General features: G+C 58.5%; 15 protein-coding genes. 5 read left to right on the top strand and 10 right to left on the bottom strand.

Annotated features, from left to right (window positions below; all coding sequences use genetic code 11):
- Positions 1–35 precede the first annotated feature (35 nt).
- The gene (locus A4R35_RS14290) at positions 36–896 is read right to left on the bottom strand and encodes an ABC transporter substrate-binding protein (protein ID WP_223258341.1); all 861 of its coding nucleotides are present in this window, start codon (positions 894–896) and stop codon (positions 36–38) included.
- Positions 897–1,394: 498 nt separating this feature from the next.
- Between A4R35_RS14290 and A4R35_RS14285 the strand changes: the two genes are divergently transcribed.
- The 3 genes from A4R35_RS14285 to rpoD all read left to right on the top strand — a co-directional run bounded on the left by A4R35_RS14285 (position 1,395) and on the right by rpoD (position 8,813).
- On the top strand, positions 1,395–3,833 hold the full coding sequence (locus A4R35_RS14285; RefSeq protein ID WP_112430470.1) for an amylo-alpha-1,6-glucosidase: 2,439 nt from the start codon (positions 1,395–1,397) through the stop codon (positions 3,831–3,833).
- Positions 3,834–5,238: 1,405 nt separating this feature from the next.
- Positions 5,239–7,389 (top strand): DNA primase, encoded by a 2,151-nt coding sequence (gene dnaG, locus A4R35_RS14280; protein ID WP_112430468.1) that lies wholly within the window; start codon positions 5,239–5,241, stop codon positions 7,387–7,389.
- A 194-nt stretch (positions 7,390–7,583) separates the two neighbouring features.
- The gene (rpoD, locus tag A4R35_RS14275; protein ID WP_084659122.1) at positions 7,584–8,813 is read left to right on the top strand and encodes an RNA polymerase sigma factor RpoD; all 1,230 of its coding nucleotides are present in this window, start codon (positions 7,584–7,586) and stop codon (positions 8,811–8,813) included.
- Positions 8,814–8,890: 77 nt separating this feature from the next.
- Here the strand turns inward: rpoD and A4R35_RS14270 are convergent, their stop codons facing one another.
- The 5 genes from A4R35_RS14270 to tilS all read right to left on the bottom strand — a co-directional run bounded on the left by A4R35_RS14270 (position 8,891) and on the right by tilS (position 14,457).
- On the bottom strand, positions 8,891–9,922 hold the full coding sequence (locus tag A4R35_RS14270) for an NAD(P)H-dependent glycerol-3-phosphate dehydrogenase (RefSeq protein WP_112430466.1): 1,032 nt from the start codon (positions 9,920–9,922) through the stop codon (positions 8,891–8,893).
- Between the two features lie 178 nt (positions 9,923–10,100).
- Complete coding sequence (locus A4R35_RS14265) at positions 10,101–10,703, bottom strand: hypothetical protein (RefSeq protein ID WP_112430464.1); 603 nt, start codon at positions 10,701–10,703, stop codon at positions 10,101–10,103.
- Positions 10,704–10,743: 40 nt separating this feature from the next.
- Positions 10,744–12,219, bottom strand: coding sequence for an AAA family ATPase (locus A4R35_RS14260; RefSeq protein WP_112430462.1), 1,476 nt, complete (start codon positions 12,217–12,219; stop codon positions 10,744–10,746).
- 120 nt (positions 12,220–12,339) lie between these two features.
- On the bottom strand, positions 12,340–12,924 hold the full coding sequence (gene hpt / locus A4R35_RS14255; protein ID WP_112430460.1) for a hypoxanthine phosphoribosyltransferase: 585 nt from the start codon (positions 12,922–12,924) through the stop codon (positions 12,340–12,342).
- 45 nt (positions 12,925–12,969) lie between these two features.
- The gene (tilS, locus tag A4R35_RS14250) at positions 12,970–14,457 is read right to left on the bottom strand and encodes a tRNA lysidine(34) synthetase TilS (protein WP_112430458.1); all 1,488 of its coding nucleotides are present in this window, start codon (positions 14,455–14,457) and stop codon (positions 12,970–12,972) included.
- Positions 14,458–14,586: 129 nt separating this feature from the next.
- On the opposite strand from tilS, the gene def reads away from it, so the two are divergent.
- The gene (gene def, locus A4R35_RS14245) at positions 14,587–15,090 is read left to right on the top strand and encodes a peptide deformylase (protein ID WP_112430456.1); all 504 of its coding nucleotides are present in this window, start codon (positions 14,587–14,589) and stop codon (positions 15,088–15,090) included.
- Between the two features lie 147 nt (positions 15,091–15,237).
- On the opposite strand, the gene A4R35_RS14240 is transcribed toward def, so the two are convergent.
- On the bottom strand, positions 15,238–15,606 hold the full coding sequence (locus A4R35_RS14240; RefSeq protein ID WP_112430454.1) for a hypothetical protein: 369 nt from the start codon (positions 15,604–15,606) through the stop codon (positions 15,238–15,240).
- Between the two features lie 495 nt (positions 15,607–16,101).
- On the opposite strand from A4R35_RS14240, the gene A4R35_RS14235 reads away from it, so the two are divergent.
- On the top strand, positions 16,102–18,054 hold the full coding sequence (locus A4R35_RS14235) for a S1 family peptidase (RefSeq protein WP_189361806.1): 1,953 nt from the start codon (positions 16,102–16,104) through the stop codon (positions 18,052–18,054).
- Between the two features lie 243 nt (positions 18,055–18,297).
- Here A4R35_RS14235 and A4R35_RS14230 read toward each other — a convergent pair whose 3' ends face one another.
- From A4R35_RS14230 to A4R35_RS14220, 3 genes are all read right to left on the bottom strand, one after another.
- A complete protein-coding gene (locus tag A4R35_RS14230) occupies positions 18,298–19,071 on the bottom strand; it encodes an enoyl-ACP reductase FabI (protein ID WP_112430450.1) in 774 nt (257 codons plus the stop codon).
- A 94-nt stretch (positions 19,072–19,165) separates the two neighbouring features.
- On the bottom strand, positions 19,166–19,537 hold the full coding sequence (locus A4R35_RS14225) for a rhodanese-like domain-containing protein (protein WP_223258340.1): 372 nt from the start codon (positions 19,535–19,537) through the stop codon (positions 19,166–19,168).
- Positions 19,527–19,796, bottom strand: coding sequence for a hypothetical protein (locus A4R35_RS14220; protein ID WP_112430448.1), 270 nt, complete (start codon positions 19,794–19,796; stop codon positions 19,527–19,529). Before A4R35_RS14220 ends, A4R35_RS14225 begins: the two co-directional genes overlap by 11 nt.
- Positions 19,797–20,037: the final 241 nt, after the last annotated feature.

The raw sequence follows: 20,037 nt of genomic DNA, 5'->3' as shown, positions 1-20,037 counted from the left end.
CTGAGGTAACATGTGCGAAGAGCCTGCCAGTAAGGCTAGAGGAGGGTACGCCGCTCCATTAGAGCAATAGCGCCGCTGGTCAGCCCCCACTTGTCGATGAGCTGCTTGTAGGTGCCATCGCTGCGCATGGCGTCAAAGGCGCCCTTGACAGCATTGTAGAGAGCCGTATCCCCTTTGCGGAACATAATCCCCTCGGGGGCAGCATTGACCACCGAGCCGCCCACCTCAAACTTGCCTGGATTCTGCTTCAAATAATAGTCAGTCACTGGCGAATCCTGATAGGTGGCAACCACACGATGGTTGGCCAGCAACTGGACGACTTCCGTTTGATCCTTGAGTACTGTCAGATGGATGGGAGGCTTGCCAGCCTTGGTGCAGTTCTGCGAGGCCGTCTGCAGATCAGTCTGCTCAACTGTACCAGTCTGAACGCCAACATTCTGACCACAGAGTTGATCAACGCTCGTGATGTGCAGCGGATTGCCTTTCTCGACCAGGAGCGACTCGCCAGCATTGAAGTAGGGGATGAAATCAAACTTCTTCTGACGATCGGGATTGATCGTGACTGCCGAGATCACGAGGTCGAAGCGCCGGGCCGAGAGGTCATCAAAGATGGTATCGAAGCCGTCAGTGACCACGTGAACCTGCAGCCCCAGGCGCTTGGCGATCTCCGTGATGAGATCGATATCGAAGCCCCTGGGCTGGTTGGTGGCTGGATCAATGAACTCCTGAGGTGGATAGGTTGTATCGCTACCGACCGTGAGAACGCCCGGTGTAATGAGACCGTATTTGTTGCTTGCATTGCCCCCGCCGCTCGCGGGCGCTGACGAACCACCGCAGGCGGCCAGAGCCAGGGCGAAGATGAGCACAATGCCCAGCAAGATCCCACTTCGTAGCACTCGCCGGCTTCCTGCCCTGCGGACGGGAGAGGATACCATGCAGACACCTCCTCTGGTTAACAGAACGACATGGGGTGCAAAGGATATGCGCAGTGTAGCATAGCTCGACTGTTATTGACAAGCTCCCGGTTTGATCGCAGACCTGGACGCCCGTCGACATAATACAAGGTAGAAAGGAGGCCAAGACCGTTGCGCAGGACAAAGGTCAAGGCCCGCCTCGGGAAGATGAGCAATCTGCACTCGCTCGGGGCTTTACACTGGCACTCTCTGCATTGTTATATACGCCTCGCCTGGGAGGATTGTCACCCGAGGCTCATTTGTGCAACGCCAGAAGAACAATCCTTTTACATTGTAGAAAGGACCGTGTGAAAAACGCTGCTTCCTGGCACTTATTATGCTACACTAAATAAGGGGTGCTGTGAGGCACAACGTACAGGCAGAGCATGACGTCCAGCGGGGAGAGCCGCGTATCATTGAAGAGGGCCTGGAGGGTCCACGATGCCCATCACATTTGATCGCCGTATCTGTTGTGACCTGAACGAGACCATTTCGCGCGAGTGGCTGATCACGAACGGGCTGGGAGGTTATGCCGCCGGCACTGTCGCCGGCGTGCTGACGCGCATGCAGCATGGTCTGCTGGTTGTCCCAATTGAGCAGAAGGCTCCTCCCCAGCTATTGCTGGCTAAGATCGATGAGGAGGCCGTCTTTGATCAGCGCACCTACTATCTTGGGACGAACGAGTACCGTGATGGCACGCTCAGCCCCGCCGGCTTTGTTCATCTGGAGGCCTTTCGTTTAGAGGAAGGTTTTCCAGTCTTTCTCTATCGCATTGGCGGTCTCGATGGGGTGATGTTGGAGAAACGGGTCTGGATGATTCCCGGCCAGCATACGACCTGCATCCAGTATCGCCTTTCGCGCAATCATGAGCAGCGCAGCCTCGGCTCGGAGAGCGAGCGCGTGCGTGTGGCGACCTCAGCCTCGGGTTCGACCAGCCCTCCTGTCTATCAGCGCACATACCTGCGCTATCGTGCTTTGGATCAGCATATTTTGGAACTGACCCTGCTGCCATTCTCTGCCTACCGTCCTTTCGACTGCCCCCAAACCGGTCACCACGACTGGCACTTTCAAGTAGAAGTACACCACAGCAGTGAGCGGCAGCCAGGGGCTGCACCGGCCTCATGGTCAGGGGGCCAGCTGCTCTTTCCACGCGGCGTGACGGGCTGCACCATTCGGGCCTTCCAGGATGCTCAGCCCTATCACCTGTTCATCGTCGGCCATCCCGACAGCCAGCCTCTGTTTATTCCGACTGGGGTATGGTACTGGCACTTCCTGCGTCGCGTTGACCGTGATGCCGGACGGCCAGCAGTGGACGATCTCTACCTGCCGGGTGTCTTTCGCGCGCGTCTCTGGCCGGATGAGGAGGCGACGCTGACCATTGTGGCCACGACCGAGGACCCTGCTCTGTTGACGCTGACGCCCAACTATCTGGCTCTGGCCTACCGGCGGAGCATCGAGCAGCAGCGCGCTCTGCTCCAGCCACAACGCTACTTTGGCGAAGGCGGAGAAACCTCCCACCGCCTTCAGGTACTGCCTCTAACAGGAACCACCAATCCTCAGCGCGAGGGCGAGGAGTTTCTGCACCTGCTTGTGCAGGCAGGAGATCGTTTTCTGGTTCGCCAGCGGCCAGCTCGCCTGGTCAGCCTGGGTCACGGGCCTTACGGCAGGCCATTGGCGGATCAGGAAGCAGAGCGCTTCTCGATCCTGTCAACGTTCTACGGACTGGAGGAGTACACCCGCGATGCGCTGATCGCTCTGCCCGGGTTGATGCTGGCCACCGGACGCTTCGACGAGTGCCGCCGCTTGCTCCGAGGACTGGCCCGCTACTTTAAGCAGGGCTTGCTGCCGGATCGTTTACCGCGCACTGGCCAACGCCTCAGCGAGACAGACTATTGCAACATTGATGTGACGCTCTGGTACCTTTATGCCCTCGACCACTATTTCCACTTCAGTGGCGATGAAGAGCTGATTGCCGAGCTTTACCAGCGCCTGGCGGAAAGCCTGCTCTGGTACCTGGAGGGAACGCTGCATGGGATTCAGGTCGATCCCCATGACGGCTTGTTGCGAAGTGCCAGCGCTCACCAGGCCCTGACATGGATGAACGCTTATCTCAACGGCAGCCCGGTCACGCCTCGCACCGGCAAGGCGGTCGAGGTCAATGCCCTCTGGTATCATGCCCTGGCACTAATGGAGGAGTGGTCGGCATTAGTCCGCGGACGCGGCGGGAATACGTATCTGAGTGGGCGCTTTCAGGAGCTGCGTCAGCGCTGCGAAGAGGGGTTTCAGCGCTTCTGGTATGCCGAGGGTCGCTATCTTTATGATGTGCTCGATGGACCCTCCGGCCATGATCCCAGCTTGCGCCCTAATCAGCTGCTGGCCATTTCTTTGCGCCATACGGCCCTCGTCCCTGTCCATCGTCTTGAAGTGCTAGAGCAGGTCACGCACCATCTCTTGACCCCCTATGGGCTGCGTACGCTAGCCCCCCACGATCCCGCTTATCGCGGACGACTGGGCAGGAGCAGCGACGAGCAGCGCCAGGCCCTCTACCAGGGCAGCGTCTGGACATGGTTAATCGGCCCCTATATCGAGGCTCTCTTGAAGCTCGATGGTCGGGATAGAAGAGAGGAGCCAGACCACGGCAACGCTACCCCACTGGGGCACGAGTACATCTGGCGCCAGGGCTTGCGTGCGCTGGAACCCTTTCTCTACGAGCTGGGTCAGAATACGCTCGGTATGATCGGCGGCGTTTTCGATGGTGATCCTCCTCACCACGCTGGCTATCAGGCCGCCAGCGCCAGCGGTGTCGCCGAGCTACTGCGGATCTATAGCTATTTAGCTCAGGCTGGAGCCGGGCGCCTGGTTCCCGCTCTCTCGGTGTAAGAGTAGCGTTTCACCAGCGTTCTACCATTTTCACAGTTCCCTGCAGATAGTTTTATACACATTTCAGGCAGGTTATCCACAGGCAATGTGGATAACCTGTCGATAAAGGTTCCTTGCACCGGCCACTTTTCCACACAAGCAGGCCGTGTTTCAAAGTTTTCCACAGGTTCTGTGGAAAAGTTATCCACATTGGTCATCCTAACCTGACGTGTCAGGACATCCTTCTCTCTAGTTTTCCACCGATTTTGTGGATAACTTTTCCACATTATCCACACAAGCAGGCCGCGTTTCAAAGTTTTCCACAGATCCTGTGGATAAGTTATCCACAAGTTATCCAGAGCGTCGTAATAAAGCGCTCGATCTCCCCCAAAGGTCCGACATATGCGGACAAGAGGACAGGCACTTATCCACCGATTTTGTGGATAAGTTATCCACATTGGTCATCCTAACCTGACGTGTCAGGACATCCTTCTCTCTAGTTTTCCACCGATTTTGTGGATAACTTTTCCACATTATCCACAGGGTATTTCTCGGCCCTCCGACTTCTCCACGCCACCTGTGGATAACTTTTCCACAGGCCCTGAGCGGTCTCCCTCGTCATCCACAGCCTGCCTGTCATTTATCCCCAAGTTTTCCACCACTTTTGCACAGAGCGAGCGGCGTTTCTCAGCAAAATAACATCCATGTCAAGTTGCGCATCGCGCCGCTTCCAGAGCCATCTCAGCCAGCAACGTCTCTTCGAGAATCGGCCTCATCTAGCCGGGGTTATCCACATTTCCACAGGCCCTATTACTACTGCTATCCATATCCATCTCTTTATAATAGATGGATATAACAGTAGTAGGGACTGTGGAAATGTGGATAACTGCCACGGCGCCATTACTTCTGCCCGGCCACGGGAGAACGAAGCGTTGCAGAAATGCAACCTGGCCCAGCTGGGACTGGTCTCCAGGGTTGGTTGGGGGGACCCTGGTCGGGCACTCTGACCACGTTCGCAGGGTGGGAGAGCTGCGATGCTCCCTCCTTGCCCCGAAGTAATCCTGTGGTGTCTGCCTGTCGCCGGCGACTGTTGAACCCGGAGGAAACCTTCTTCCCCAGGAGCGCGACTTTCCCGGCAGTAGCTCGTTATATCTCTAGGGATGGCAGAGAGAGGGCAGACCTGACTGGCAAACGCTCTTGCTCTTTGTCGGCTGGAGCCTGGAGCGGCTGTGGCAAGGACGGATGTGGCATGTGCTTCCCTCCCTCCCTCAGTGCGATATCTTCTGGCGGTACTCGCTTGTTTCCCTCGAAATGAAGCGATAGCATAGGCGGGAGAGGGCCTCGCCTGTCCGACCGGTGCCCTTTTTGTCTAAGACGAAACTCTGAGCGTGACAACAGCAACGTCGTCGCTTGCTGAGGGCGGCCAATGTCTTCAATCATCGAAACTATCAAAGCGCGCCTCGACCTGGTAGATGAAGTTGGCCAGGTTGTGAAGCTCCAAAAAACGGGCCGGGCCTTCAAGGCCCTTTGCCCTTTTCACAACGAGCGCACACCTTCCTTCTATGTCTTTCCAGAGTCGCAGCACTGGCACTGCTTTGGCTGTCATGAGAGCGGCGATATTTTCACCTTTGTACAAAAGGCCCAGGGGCTTGATTTTCCAGAGGCCCTGCGCTACCTGGCCGAGAAGGCCGGCGTCTCTCTTGATGAGCAGCCCGGCTATGATGCGGCCCAACAACGCGAGCTGGCGGCCCTGCGCGAACGGCTGCGCCATCTTAACGAGGACGCTCAGCTCTGGTTTCATCAGGCCCTGCTGCGCTTGCGCGAGGCGGCCCCAGCGCGGGCCTATCTCCAGGGTCGCGGCCTCACTGGGGAGACCGTCATAGCCTTTGGCCTGGGGTACGCTCCCGACAGCCGCGATGCTCTCTGTCGCTATCTGCTCTCCCAGGGCTATAGCGAGCAGGAGCTGGTCAGTGCCGGCCTGGCCCGTGAGCCGGAGGATGGGCAGGGTCTTTATGATTACTTCAGGAACCGCATTATGTTCCCGATTCGGGACCTGCGAGGTCAGGTGATTGGCTTTGGCGGGCGCACCCTGGGCGATGGCCAGCCCAAGTATCTGAATACTCCCCAGACAGCGCTCTTCGAGAAAAACAGCGTGCTCTATGCACTCGACCGTGCCAAGGAGGCTATCAAGCAGGCCAATCAGGTGATCATTGTCGAGGGGTATATCGACGCTATTATGGCCCACCAATATGGAACGCGGCAGACTGTTGCCTGCATTGGCAGTGCGATCACTGAAAAACACATTCAGCAGATCAAAAAGTTGGCGCGGCGCATTACTCTGGCCTTAGATCCCGATGCCGCCGGCATGGCCGCTACAGAGCATGGTATCCAGGAGGCGCTTCGCTCATTAGAGCGCACAATTGTTCCTGTCCCGCTGCCAGTTCCGCCCCAGGAGCGCCGTGGTCAGGCGGGAGGCGCCAGGGCCATTATTCGTCTGGAGGAAGAGGTAGATGCCCAGATCGATGTCCTCTTGCTGCCCGCAGGCCAGGACCCTGATGAGGTGATCCGCCAGAACCCGGCCCGGTGGGAGGAGGCCCTCGCTCATCCGTTACCTTTGGTCGATTATTACTTTGTAGCCAAGACAACGGATCTGGATCTGCGCCAGCCGAGAGACCAGGCATTGGCGGCGCGACGCCTGCTCCCCATCATTGGCATAATCAGCGATCGCGTCAAACGCGATGCCTATGTGCGGAAGCTAGCAAGGATGATCCATGTCGATGAGCAGAGCCTGTATAATGAATTGCAGCGTAGCCTGCGTGGCAGACACCAGAGCGTGGCCGAGATCGTTGTGCCCGCTGAGTCAGGTAGAAGGGAGGTGGAAGGCAGCAGGAAAGGGCGAGGACGGCAGCGTCAGTCTCCACAGGCTCCAGCTCCGCTAGCCGCTCGGCCTGCGCTTGCTCAAACTGGCCTGGGCGCCAGCGGGAAAGCTGACACTGAGGCGCTGTCCCCGGCCTCAGCCGCCGAGGTGAAGGACGCCAGAGCGGGCGCTCTCGCTAGCGCCCGGGTCAGCACTGGCCCCGATGGCAAAGGCCTGGCGCTTGACAGAGGAGGCCTGGATAGAGTAGAATGGGAAGACTACCTGATAGGGCTACTCCTCCAACATCCTGGTTTAAGTCAACATGTTTGTGGTATAATAAACGATGGTGACTTTATCGGGACGGACACGCGGGAGTTGTACCACTTTCTCAACTCTCTTTATCAACGTGGCTCTTCCTCTTTCCATCAACCCTTAGAGCAACTGTTACCTTCCGCGTTGCTGGAAACGGCGGCCCGAGCGCAAAGGCGCGTCGAGGCAGCGTCTCCGCTCGATGGAGCAGGACTGATCAAAGCGGCCACCCAATGCGCCACCCGCTTGAAGCGCATGCGGCTGATGCAGCTCAATACGGAGCTGCGCTATTTGATCCAGGAAGCCCGGGAAGCCGGGGACCTAGCCGCAGTGCACGAGCTGGAGCATCAGCTGCAGGAAATCCACCGGCAGATCCGTGAGATTCACTTGAGGACGAATCTGCAGGGATGAAAATCCTCAAGCCCAGATGTTATATGGGTGATGTGGAATAGCCTGGGCAGGGTGGGAGGCGATGATCAGCATCGCATAGCGCTATTATCTTACTCTTTATTTTCAGAGAGCAGGGTCAGTCTCCTTATTCGTTATTCATTGCGGACCCGTTTTCTGAAGGGGGAGCCAGAATGGTGAATCAGAAGCAGGATGTCATGACAAGATCGCGGAATGAAGAGGTGCATACTGAACAATTGAGCGATGTATATGAGCCTTTCGAGGCAGACATGCTCCTCGAAGACTCGCACCGTGTTTTTGACGATATCGATTCACTAGGTCTGCGTGCTACCACCGCCGGTAGCCTTGTCACGGCTGCCGATGACGGTGAGTCATATGACCTGTTCTCCAAGCTACAGGACGAAGAAACCATGGATGCCCTGGATACCAAGGAGCCACCGGCAGACTGGGAACCTGGACCGGAGGACGAGGTCGACGTTGAGGCGATGACCGGTGCCAAGTGGGATGACCTCCAGGACGGCCTCGGGATCGTCGTTGCCGACCTCGAAAACAGTCTCGACGATCCGGTGCGCATGTACTTGCGCGAGATCGGTCGGGTTCCTCTGCTGACCGCTGAGGAGGAGGTCCGCCTGGCGCGGCTGATGGAGCGGGGCAAGGCTGAGGCTGCCAAGCCTAACCCGAATCGACGCATCATCGAGGAGGGCGAGGAGGCTCAGCGACGCCTGACCGAGGCTAATTTGCGCCTGGTGGTGAGCGTTGCCAAAAAGTACATTGGCCGGGGCATGAGCCTGCTGGACCTGATCCAGGAGGGCAACATTGGCCTGATTCGTGCCGTCGAGAAGTTCGACTACACCAAGGGCTACAAGTTCAGTACCTACGCCACCTGGTGGATTCGTCAGGCCATTACCCGTGCTATCGCCGATCAGGCGCGCACGATCCGTATCCCGGTTCACATGGTCGAGACCATTAACCGGCTGATCCGCATTAGTCGTCGCCTCTTGCAGGATCTCGGGCGTGAGCCAACTTCGGAGGAAATCGCCGAGCAAATGGACATTAGCCCCGAGAAGGTGCGTGAGATCATCAAGGTCAGCCAGGAGCCAGTGAGCCTGGAAACGCCAATCGGCGAGGAGGAGGATAGTCACCTGGGTGATTTCATCGAGGATCATACGGCCCTTGCTCCCGCTGATGCGGCCAGCCATCAGCTCCTGAAGGAGCAGGTTGAGGATGTGCTTGCCAGTCTGACTGAGCGCGAGCGCAAGGTTCTCCAGCTGCGCTTCGGTCTCGATGACGGTCGGAGTCGCACGCTCGAAGAGGTCGGCAAGGAGTTCCATGTAACGCGCGAGCGCATCCGCCAGATCGAGGCCAAGGCCTTGCGCAAGCTGCGCCATCCCAGCCGCAGTCGTAAGCTCAAGGATTACCTCGATTAGCTTATTCCCAAGGTAGCTATGGGGCGCGTTTAACGCGCCCCTACTTTTTGCAGTGCTCTTTCTCTCGTGATCTGGTCTTAGCTCACATAGATGCTGCCTTCGATCAAACCCTCCATCTCCCCTTTGGGGTCGCGCATCATCAGTTCCAGTACGGCCTTGTAGGGATCGTAGCCTTCGAACAAGACAAGGGCAAGCTGCTGGGTGATGGGCATTTCAACCCCGTAGCGCTGGGCTAGCTGGAGGGCAGCGCGGGTAGTATAGACGCCTTCGGCGACGCTGTGCATGGAGGCGAGGATCTCGTCTAGCTTTTCTCCTGCGGCTAAACGGCGGCCCAGTTGATGGTTCCGGCTCAGTGGGCTGGAGCAGGTGGCCACTAGATCGCCTAAACCTGCCAGGCCGGCAAAGGTCAGCGGATGCGCCCCGGCGGCGGTACCAAGCCGCGTGATCTCGGCCAGACCGCGTGTGATGAAGGCGGCGCGGGCATTCTCGCCATAGCCCATGCCGTCATTAATGCCTGCTCCAATGGCAATGATGTTCTTCAAAGCTCCACCCAGCTCAATCCCGGTGATATCTTGGGTGGTGTATACGCGATAGCGAGCGGTGCTCAACAGGGTGCGCAGATAGATGGCGATGGCTTCATCTTGAGCAGCCACCACGGCGGCTGTGGGTTTCCCCTCGGCGACTTCACGCGCAAGATTGGGGCCGCTGAGGGCCGCCAGACGTGCGCGTGCCTCCGGTAGCTCTTCGGCCAGCACCTCCGACATACGCTGGAGCGTGCTGAGCTCGATGCCTTTGCTGGCGCTCACGACGATAGCGCCGCGCTCCAAATAGGGGGCCAGCTGCCGCGCGTTTTCACGCATGCGCTGTGAGGGTGTGACCAGGATGATGACTTCGCGATGGCGAACAGCTTCTTCCAGGTCGGCGGTGACTCCTAGATGCTCGGGAAAGCGAAAGCCGGGCAGGAAGAGTCTATTTTCACGCAGACACGCCATGTCGGCGGCCCGCTCGGGCCGATGCTCCCAGAGGACCGTATCGATCCCTTTGTTGGCCAGCAAAAGCGCCAGCGTGGTTCCCCAGGCACCACTGCCAATCACTGCAACGGATGCCATTGTCCTCCTCTCCTATGCTCGGTTGCCCGCAGGCTCGCTCGCTGAAGGGCTATGGACTGCCTCTCATTGTAGCACAGGGGAGGTGACGGTCAACCTCGTGCCTCTACTGAGGGGCCTGGCTCCCCTCTCTTTCCCATCGCTTCCTCGGCCACGACGTTCAGCGAGCGGCCCTCTCTGGCTAGCGCTCGCGCTTCCTGCCCCGGCGACCCTCTGCAATACGCTGCTCGCTTTCTCCACGCAGAAATGGCCCAATGTCAGCAGATTGATGATCACATGAACAGTAGTGCTTGAAATAGCGACGCAGCTCTTTCAGGACTTTACTCGTCTCGTCAGGTGAGGCTCCGTGGCGGTAGAGACAGGCTTTCCACTGCAGTCGCTGGATATACTTTTTCCCTGGCTCTCCGCATTCTTTACATAGGAGATCTTCGATGCATTGGCGAGTGCGAATAAGCTGGGCAGCGGCCTCCTCGACGCGGCTATGCTTCAGCTCAACCAGGCAGACGGTGCGTTCTGGGGAACCATCCCGGCTGTAGAAGATGAGGCCATCGCAGCGACGATCGCCGTCTCTAATGCCCAGGCTGCGGAGCAGCTCACGGGCCTGCTCGCTACCGTCATCGAGCTGGAAACAGAGAATGACCTCGCCGGCGTAAGGATCGTCCAGATGGCCAAGGTGCGCCTTCACCTTATGATTTTTAGGAGCAATAATGACCTTATCTCCTTTTTCGCCATTGATGCATTTTGAGGAGGTCGCGCCGATCAGCAACAGACGTGTGAACGGCATAGCTGCTCAGCTTCCTTCCTAAAGGGCGATCGCCCTCACCTCAATCGGCCAGTTCGAAGTGGATGCGCTCGACGAGCCGCGTCACTTCGCTAAAAGTGCGCCAATGAATAATGCCCTCTTCATCGAGGATATTGACAGCCTCGCCATCGTCGCGGATATGGTAGACGGCGACCTGGTTCTGAGCGAGAAAGGCCTCTTTGCGCTGAAGGAAAAAGAGCGAGGCCAGCTCATCGTGCCGCTCCTGCGGGTGTCTGGCGGCGGCCAGTAGATTGATCAAGTGATCAATCATATAGGTGCTGTGCGTAGTTATCATGATCTGCAAGCCGGCATTCACCAGCATAGCCAGCAGCTCGATCATTTTGACCTGAGCTTCCGGGTGGAGGTTCATTTCCGGCTCATCGATGACGAGCAGCTCGCCCGGGCGAGCCAGATAGCGCAGATAGAGGGCCAGCGAAGAAAGCTCCTTCACCATCGAGGAGGAGACAGATAATTCCAGCTCTGTTCGGGGCGTCGGCTCAGGAGAGGCGGCCATTGGTCTAGGGCAAAACAGAATCTCGCGCGCCGTTCCAGCTTCGGCGGGGGTAAAGTCGAGCGTTCCCTCAAGAATCTCCTCTTGCAGAAGAGCGCCCAACTCCACATAAGGGCTACGGCTGGCTGCAGCCTGGTTCTGTGCCTGGCTCGAACTCAGGCTACTCTGGCGATGGAAGCGCCAGACGATCTCGACAAAGTCGGCGATGGGCACAGGCACAAGACGTGGTGATTGCTCTGAGAGGGCTGTCAGCAAGCGCTCCAACAAATCTCTGGTATCGGTTGTCCTCCGGTGGCCTCGTTTATTCCTCACTGAAGGAGGTAAAGAGATAAAGCGCTCGTAGATAATGCTGCTGCGCTCGGTCGGGAAATAGCTGATATTGCGCCAGAACGCCTGGAGAATCTCGCGGAAGACGATGCCATCCACGAAGCCCGCGATTTCTCGACGGGGAAGGCGCTCGCTCACATTCTGGCCTGGGTAGAAGTAGAGGCGGGCCTCCCCACTCTCCTTCAAGGCTTTCAAGGGGGCCTCCTCCTTGTCGCCCCCGATATAATCGCTGACGCTGGCCAGGAGCAGCCGTCGGAGGAGCTCCGGCTTAAATGCTGCGATATCGATGCTCAGAGCCAGCTCCTCGAAGCGCGCGTGGTCGCTGCCCAAGAACAGCGGCAGCCATTCCCGTACGCCCAGGAGCAGGTCATTAAGGAAGTGCTCGGCGTGCTCCTCGGCGAAGTCCAGCAGGTCAAGGAACCCGCTGCTCTGCTCGGCAACGCGTCGTACCAGCTGATCAAGGGGAGGATACTTCTGGCGCGTCTGCCCACTCAAGTAGGCGCTGAGGTAGCGGCTCCAGCTATAGTGCCCGAGGGAGCCTGCAATCGTATAGGCCAGCCAGGTTTTGCCCGTGTTGTTCTTCCCAACAAAGACCGTCAGAGGCTTCATGACGATCTCTGCCCGTCGCAATGGGCCGAGGTTACAAACTGTGATCTGCATCGCCTTTCTCCTCGAACGCCCTTCTGATCCTATGAGGAATTATAACACAAAGCAAGCTCCCTCTGCACCAAGCATGCGCTATTTTAGCGATCGATCGCGATCTGAGAGAGAAAGGAAGCGCTAGCTACCTTCTGCTGGACTCTGGTGCTGGCGCTCTGGCTGCTGATTGTTCTGATAAACCTCGGGCTTCAAGACGCCGACGTAGGGCAGATTGCGATAGCGTTGGGCATAATCGAGACCATAGCCGACCACAAACAGGTTGGGGATACGAAACCCGATATAGGCCAGTTCCAGGGGCTTAGCGCGTTCGCGCTCCTTATATAGCAAGGTACAGACGCGCAAGCTCAGTGGGTGCCGCTGGCGCAGGAGATCCAGCATATAATGCAGCGTCAGGCCACTATCCACAATATCCTCGACGATCAGCACATGTTTCTGATCGATCGGCCCCTCCAGATCCTTGAGAATGCGCACCACGCCGCTCGACTGCGTGGCATTGCCGTAGCTAGAGACGGCCATATAGTCGATTTCGTGCAGCATATCAATCGCGCGTGAGAGGTCGGCGATGAAGGGAATGGCCCCCTTCAGAATTCCCAGGAGCAGCAGATTCTTGCCCTGGTAATCCTGGGTGATCTGGTGCCCCAGTTCCTTGACCTTGGCCTTGATCTGCTCCTGTGTAACGAGAATCTCTTCAATATCCTCGTGCATAGTTTTCCCTTCCCGAAGAGTAGCAATGAAAAAGTGCCGCTCGCTCTAGCGGCTGATGCTGAGCTGAACAATGCGGCGGGTAGTACGGCTGAGGCGAACGGACTCAGCCAGGCAGTGGCCAGCGATCCAGATGCAGCGCGAGCCGGCGAAGAAGAGCGGGAGGGTATCCCGTTCTGAGCGCGGGACGTGAGCATCGACGAGCACATCCTGGACCTTACGGCTCTGCTGCATGCCCAGTGGCTGAATGCGATCGCCCGCCCGGCGCGTGCGCACCTGCAACAGCGGGCCAGCGGCTTCACCATCGATATATACAACATAGCGTGTCCGTGGCAGAAGGTGCCAGACCGCCTCCCAGTCTTCACGCGCCAGAGCCTCCAGGGCTGCCTGCTCGACATCAGGAGCCAGGAGCGTTGCCCGAGCGCGCCAGGGGGTGCCAGGAACCTGGCCTTCCCCGGGGACAGGCAAGAGAAGCGCCTCATTATCCAAAGCCATATCCCGCGTCTGTCGATTCTGAGGACCGTGGAAGAGACGTAGCGTTGACCCACTGACCTGCAGCTGAAGCCGACCAGGGAGGTCTAACGAGCGCTCCGCCCGTGAGCGCTGCGCCTGCTGCAGGAAGGCCTCTAGCAGAGCATAGTGACGCGGCTCTAACGGAGACTGGCCTCCGCAGAGCAAAGCCGTGGCGCGGCGTAGCAGGTGTCGCTGCAAGCTGAGCGGCTGTGCGAGCAACGCCGGTAGGGTCATGACTACCTCCTCCGCACTGGCACCGGTTACCACCGCTGACCAACTCTGCGAGACGCAGCTTTCTATCCATTCCAGGTCGACGCGCAAGACCTCGGCACTGCGACGCAGCGTTTCGCGAATACCCGGATTGAGCTGCTCAAGGAGTGGCAGCAGCTCGTGGCGCACACGATTACGCAAGAATCGCGGATCGCGATTGCTCTCATCTTCCAGGGGCTTGAGGCCCTGCTGCTGGCAGTAGGCGAGAATCTCCGCCCGGCTCACTTCCAGTAAGGGACGGATAATATCCTGTTGACGCGGGGCCATGCCGACCAGGCCCGCCAGGCCACTGCCGCGCAGCAGATGGAGCAGAATCGTCTCCACCTGATCATCGGCCTGATGGGCGACAGCGATGAGGCGCCCCCGGGCTACATCGCGCAGGAAAGCATAGCGAGCTAGACGAGCGGCCTCCTCCAGGGAGCGTTTCTCGCGTCGCGCCAGCGCCGGGACATCCACGCTGCCGATGGTGAGAGGAATGCCCCAGGCTGAAACCAGACGAGCGACATGGAGAGCATCCCGCTCGCTCGCCTGGCCGCGCAGGCGATGGTTCAGGTGGGCGGCAAACAGACGCACCGTGGGAAAGGGTCTACCCTCGCCACAGAGCGAGCACAGCAGATGGAGCAGGCAGAGCGAATCAGCTCCGCCCGAGACAGCAATGACAACCTCACTCTGAGGAGGAAGCAGGCCATGACGAGCAATGTAGGCGGCCACCCTGGCCGTGAGCCACTCACTGCTGGCTGGCGCAGATACCACGTCCCACCTCCGCCGTCTATGGATAATCGCATGCTCATGTGATAGGATATATACGCAAATTATATAACATTGACTGCCAGACTGTGGCTGTGTGGCAATTCATTCGGGATACATCTCGGGAAAAGAGCTATGGCGATTCGCAAGATCATTACGGCTGAAAACCCCATCTTGAGGCAAAAAGCTAAGAAGGTGCATCGCTTTGATGCCTCCATGAAGCGGCTGATAGAGGACATGTTTGACACCATGCACGCCGCGCATGGGGTTGGCCTGGCCGCTCCCCAGATCGGCTTGTCGATCCGCGTCTTCGTCGCTGAGTACGAGGACCACAAAGTGGCGGTCTTCAATCCAGAGATCATCAAAGCCGAGGGGGAGACGCTGGGAACCGAGGGATGCCTCAGCATTCCGGGTTATGTAGGAGATAACATCAGGCGAGCCGAAAAGGTAGTAGTCAGAGGCCAGAACGTCGAGGGCAAACCGATCAAGGTTCATGCCGAGGGCTGGTTTGCTCGTATTCTGCAGCACGAGATTGACCACCTGGATGGCATCCTCTTTTTGGATCGCCTCGATCGTCCTGAAGACCTGCGTCCGGCGCGCGAAGGGGAGATCGAAGAGCCGGAACCAGAGGTAGTCTAAGGCCGACGAGAGGACCTGCACCAGCAAGGGCAGAATGTCGACGCTGGCGCAGGTCCTCTTTTTGCTTACTCTTTGCGCTCCTCTAAGGCAGAGCTGCCGGCTTATATGGTGCGTATGGTGCGACCCGGCTGGCTGGACCGCTGTCGACTAGCCCTGTCGTTGCTGCTTGCGTAACATAGGCATCGGCTGCTGGCCTAGAAGACGTTCGCACTCATGACAGATGTAGAAGCCTTCTTCTCGCCAGCGCAGCTCGCTCAAGCGATAGTGCAGATAGCAGATGCCGCAACGCGTGCTATCGGGCAAGCTGGCTATCTGCCGGTCTCGCTCAAACAGGGCGCGTAGCTCCGCAATGAGGCCGTTGAGGTCAAACGAACCAGCAGATCCGCGTCCACTGGCGCTCTGTGACACTGACGCCGGTGTAGCGCCATTCGTCGTGCGCCCTTCACGCCGATGTGAAAAAGAGCTGCCGCTGGCCGAAGCGCCGTTGCCTGAGCCTGGTATTGGATGGCTGCTCACTGCCAGTATTCTCCCCCTTTGTGCCGGCAATGCAAGACCAACTATTATCCGTCAATTATATACCTCGTCGAAGCTCTTCGTCTAGGGCCGCTGCCACGCGAGAGCTGCGCTCTGATGCGGCGCTGGAACAGCATCTTGTTCTTCCTCGCTGCGCTCTATACCTCTCAGGTGCTTTGCTTCCTCCTCACTAGACCTTTACCATCCTCTTATAGAATGAGGATCTCCTTCAGCAAGTATTAGCTCTATCCCTTTGTGTCACTTTGCCTATCTATCTTGTATAATGCTCCTGAGAAAGATCCCGGCTGCCAGAAGCAGGCGGCCAGAGCGTTCTATCTATAGAGAAGGCGCGGTCTCTCTACTGAAAGGCACAAAAGGAAAGGTTGGCCCTGGACCGTGCAGGAAGACAAAAAATCGAGAGCCATGCATATCTCTGTGCTATGATAGACCTTGTTATGGCAGTGCGATGATATTCAACTTGGGGACAGGATGCCTGCTATGAATTGTTATGCAACTATCTCTGCCGGACCCGGCGGCAGCCACGTGCGGGAGAGGAAGGCCAACTCGCGAGGGTTACCTTCTCTGCTCGTTGTTATGTTCTGCTTCATCTGTGGGCCTGTGCTCCTGCTGATGGCCCTGGGAGGGCCGGCAGCGCAGGCCGATGGTGTGCCAGGGGGTGATGTCCAGGACCCCGTGGTGAGAGCGGTAGATATTGCCCGGCCTGCCGTCGTGCGCATCGTCACCCAAATAAACGGACGGCTCACGGTCCAATTCTCTGGTGGGCGCAGTGTGACCTTTCCACTCGGTGGAGGTAGCTATGGCCTGGCTGCCCTTGGAACGGGGACCTTTATCAGCGCCCACGGCGATATACTCACAGCTGATCATGTGATTAATCCTCCCCATAACGATGAACTCAATGCTGTGCTAATCAAGGCGGCAGCCCCCGATGTAGCGACCTACTACGACAGCACGCTGACGCGCGGCAATCAGCTCAGCGCTGATCAGATGGAACAAGCCTTGCTCAGTGGCCAATTCCCCTCTATGCCTAGCTATGATCCTCCACTCAGCGCCGTTTACCTCAGCACTGACTATAGTGGCCCATTAAGTGCGGCCCGTTTACGCGATGTGCCGGACGCCTATTTTGCCCGCGTTGACCGTGTTGAGCAAGAAAGCCCGCCGGATCAGAAGGATGTCGCCATCATCCACGTGAATATGGAGGATACCCCAAGCGTCCAGCTCGGTGACTCCTCGGCTGTCCAGGTCCAGGACAACCTGACCATTATCGGCTTTCCGGGCAATGCCGATGTCAGTATGCGTCCGACGGACTTTCTGACTTCATCGGTGAATCGCATCTTCGTCAGCTCGATCAAGACAACCGACAGTGGGGCGCAGGTCATCCAGGTAGGGGGCAATGTAGAACAAGGTGACAGCGGTGGGCCGGCCCTCGATAGTCGAGGCCAGGTGGTAGGTATTGTCAGCTTTGGCACTCCTGGAGGTACCAGCTTTCTGCAGGCCAGCAATAGCGCGCGAGCTTTGATCCAGAACCTCCAGCTGAATACCGCGCCGGGACCGTTCCAGAGTGCCTGGAGCCAGGCCTTCAACGATTATGCCTCCACTGCTCCTGGCCATTGGCATCGCGCGGCTCAGGAACTTGCCACTCTGGCAGCTCGCTATCCTGCTTTCAAAGCCGTGACACCCTACCTGAACTATGCCAGGCAGCAGGCCGCTCACGAGCAGCTATCGACGGCTACAGGCCAGGGGCTGGGTGTGCCCCTGCTTCTCGTAGTGGCTGGGGGCCTGGGAGCTGTAGTCATAGCGGCGCTGCTGGTGGGGGCCGTCTTCCAGCTCAGACGCCGGCGACGGCCTGCAGGCTTGCCCCCGGTGGTGAACGCCACGGGCAGCCAGAGCTATTCCTATGCAGCGGCCCAGGGTCAGAGCGTGCCGCCGGCATGGCCATCGGCCCCTGCTCCCTATCCCTCGCTTCCAGCTGGAGCGCCGCTTCCACAAGCCCCAGGTAGAGCTCCAGTCCCCGCGGGACCGTCTGTTGTTCCCGGCTCTCGAGCGCCGTGGCCGGCAGGTCCTGGCAATCAGCCCCCTGGGCTTTCCCCGTCTGCTGCACTGCCGTCTGTCTCTGGACCAGCGTCACCGCTCCCGCCAGCTGCGAGAGTGGCGGCTTCCTCTGATCCCTCGCCAGACCCCGAAGATGAGAACACCCTGGTACCGTTCGGCGGTCCTCCACGAGACGCTGGCATCAGGGGGCAGAGGGGGCAGCCGCGGCTGTCCCAGGGAGGCCGGGCTGCTCCTCCAACAAGCGCCGCAGGGAGTCAGTCGCCTACAGAGCAGCTGCGTCCCTGGCCCTGCGGTCACATGAATCGCCCCCACGCACGCTATTGCAGTACCTGTGGTGAGCCAGCACCTCCGCCGCCAACCGTGCGACGGATCGAGCAGTGAGGCGATTGCAAAGACAAGCTGCCGGGAGCTGAAAGAGGAGCAACCAACGGAGCAAAAAGAACAAGGGCACTCCCCTCGCTGGGGGAGTGCCTCTCTTGTCGCCTCTCTTGCCGCCTCTCTTGCGCCATCGATCAGCGCCAGGCCAGGTAAGCCAGAGAGAGCTAGCAGGCTCCTGCATAGGAGCACTCAAAGCTTCTGACGCGCCGCAAGCGAGGCTTGATCTATCCAGATCTCCGCGGGCGTCTAGGCTCCCATAATATGGTAGCCAGCGTCCACGAAGAGCACCTCACCTGTGATCCCTCGTGCCAGCGGACTGCAGAGAAAGAGCGAGGCATCGCCGATCTCGCTCTGCTCAATATTACGGCGTAGCGGAGCCACCTCCGTCATATGATCGCGCATCGTCGTAAAACCAGGAACACCGCGCGCTGCCAGAGTATTCACAGGTCCTGGCGAGACGGCGTTGACGCGGATATTGTAAGCGCCCAGCTCATAAGCCAGGTAGCGCACGCTACACTCCAGAGCGGCTTTCGCCACGGCCATCACATTGTACTTGGGCATCACTCGCTCACTGGCAATGTAAGTAGCCGTCAGAATGCTTCCGCCGCCGCGCGCCTGCATCAGAGGCACTGCGCGCCGGGCCATAGCCACTAGCGAATAGGCACTGATATCCAGAGCGGTCAAAAAGCCCTGACGGCTGGTCTGCCAGAAGGGATTTTCCATATCCTCTTTGGGGGCAAAAGCGATTGAATGGATCAAGATATCGAGGCCGCCATCGAAGAGTTCCGCCGCCTTAGCAAAAGCGGCATCGAGCTGCTCATCGCTCTGCACATCGCAGGGGATCAGCGGTGTACCTGGTACCTTCTCGGCCAGCTCCCGCACAAACTTTTCCATGCGCTCCTGATAAGTCAAAGCCAGTCGGGCGCCCTCAGCCGCCAGAGCCTGAGCGATAGCCCAGGCGATCGAGCGGTGATTGGCCACACCGAAAATAAGTGCGTTCTTTCCTTCCAAGAGAGGCATAAGGTCTTACTCCTTCCTTATGGGTAGGGACTCACCCACAGTATGAGCTATGCACCAAGGATAATAGCGGCAGAGAGAGAAAGCACCTCTTCGGTCAGGAAGAAGAGGTCTGCTCAACAGGATAGCCGGAAAGCAGCCAGCCATGCATGCCAGAAGCCAGATTATAGACCTGCTGGAAACCGAGCAGAGAGGCGATCTCTGCAGCGATGGCGCTGCGCTGGCCAACGGCGCAGACGAAGATCACCTCCTCCGAGGGAGAAAGGGGCAATTCCCGCAGGGCCTGGCCGAATGCATAGATACCACTGAGAGGGAGAAGCGTGGCGCCGGGGATGTGGCCCTGCTGCCACTCAGTAGGCCAACGCACATCGATCACGTGGGCGCCGCGCGCTATCAGCTCTTTGGCCTCGGCGGGGCCGATCGTCTGATAGGGCTGAGAAGCCGCCATTTCAGACTCGTCAGCGGACATTGTACTGCTCCTTTTCTCGCTGATCAGCTTCGTACTGCTCCAGCCAGATCTGGCCCAGCATCGTCTGACTAATCATATACTCATCTCCCACAAAGGTCATCGTCAGCAGCCCCTGATCCTCCATCTCACGGAAATCGTCCGTCACCAGGAAATACCTGCGCAGCATGCGAGAGAGATCGCTTTCTGGCAGATGCTTCCAGATGCGTAGCTCGCGCAGGATGGCGGCGTACTTCTCGCTACTATCATCGATAGCCCGCATACTGCTTGCTCCTTCCTGCTGGCTGGGGCGCTCCACACTGTCCGTCCGAGCTAGTGGCAGCGGGAGCCGACGCGGTTTATCCACCCTCCACTACGAGTGGAGGGCCTTCGGCGTTGCGGAACGGCAGAGCGACCTGCTTCCGAGGAGAGTGTAGCAAATGCGGGGACGAGCCGCAAGCCTCGACGTTGAGGAGCAACTATGCTATAAAAAAACAGCATAGCGAGCCTCACTCACAGCCCTT

The organism is Thermogemmatispora tikiterensis (genome assembly GCF_003268475.1).
Taxonomy (GTDB): Bacteria; Chloroflexota; Ktedonobacteria; order Ktedonobacterales; family Ktedonobacteraceae; genus Thermogemmatispora; species Thermogemmatispora tikiterensis.
Note: the sequence above shows the minus strand (reverse complement) of the source record. Positions and strands in the feature narration are given on the sequence as shown.

Excerpts from the sequence above, each read along its gene's own strand:
- A4R35_RS14285 (WP_112430470.1), top strand. The coding sequence starts at position 1,395 with ATGCCCATCACATTTGATCGCCGTATCTGTTGTGACCTGAACGAGACC.
- dnaG (WP_112430468.1), top strand. The coding sequence starts at position 5,239 with ATGTCTTCAATCATCGAAACTATCAAAGCGCGCCTCGACCTGGTAGAT.
- rpoD (WP_084659122.1), top strand. The coding sequence starts at position 7,584 with ATGACAAGATCGCGGAATGAAGAGGTGCATACTGAACAATTGAGCGAT.
- A4R35_RS14270 (WP_112430466.1), bottom strand. The coding sequence starts at position 9,922 with ATGGCATCCGTTGCAGTGATTGGCAGTGGTGCCTGGGGAACCACGCTG.
- A4R35_RS14265 (WP_112430464.1), bottom strand. The coding sequence starts at position 10,703 with ATGCCGTTCACACGTCTGTTGCTGATCGGCGCGACCTCCTCAAAATGC.
- A4R35_RS14260 (WP_112430462.1), bottom strand. The coding sequence starts at position 12,219 with ATGCAGATCACAGTTTGTAACCTCGGCCCATTGCGACGGGCAGAGATC.
- hpt (WP_112430460.1), bottom strand. The coding sequence starts at position 12,924 with ATGCACGAGGATATTGAAGAGATTCTCGTTACACAGGAGCAGATCAAG.
- def (WP_112430456.1), top strand. The coding sequence starts at position 14,587 with ATGGCGATTCGCAAGATCATTACGGCTGAAAACCCCATCTTGAGGCAA.
- A4R35_RS14235 (WP_189361806.1), top strand. The coding sequence starts at position 16,102 with ATGAATTGTTATGCAACTATCTCTGCCGGACCCGGCGGCAGCCACGTG.
- A4R35_RS14230 (WP_112430450.1), bottom strand. The coding sequence starts at position 19,071 with ATGCCTCTCTTGGAAGGAAAGAACGCACTTATTTTCGGTGTGGCCAAT.
- A4R35_RS14225 (WP_223258340.1), bottom strand. The coding sequence starts at position 19,537 with ATGTCCGCTGACGAGTCTGAAATGGCGGCTTCTCAGCCCTATCAGACG.
- A4R35_RS14220 (WP_112430448.1), bottom strand. The coding sequence starts at position 19,796 with ATGCGGGCTATCGATGATAGTAGCGAGAAGTACGCCGCCATCCTGCGC.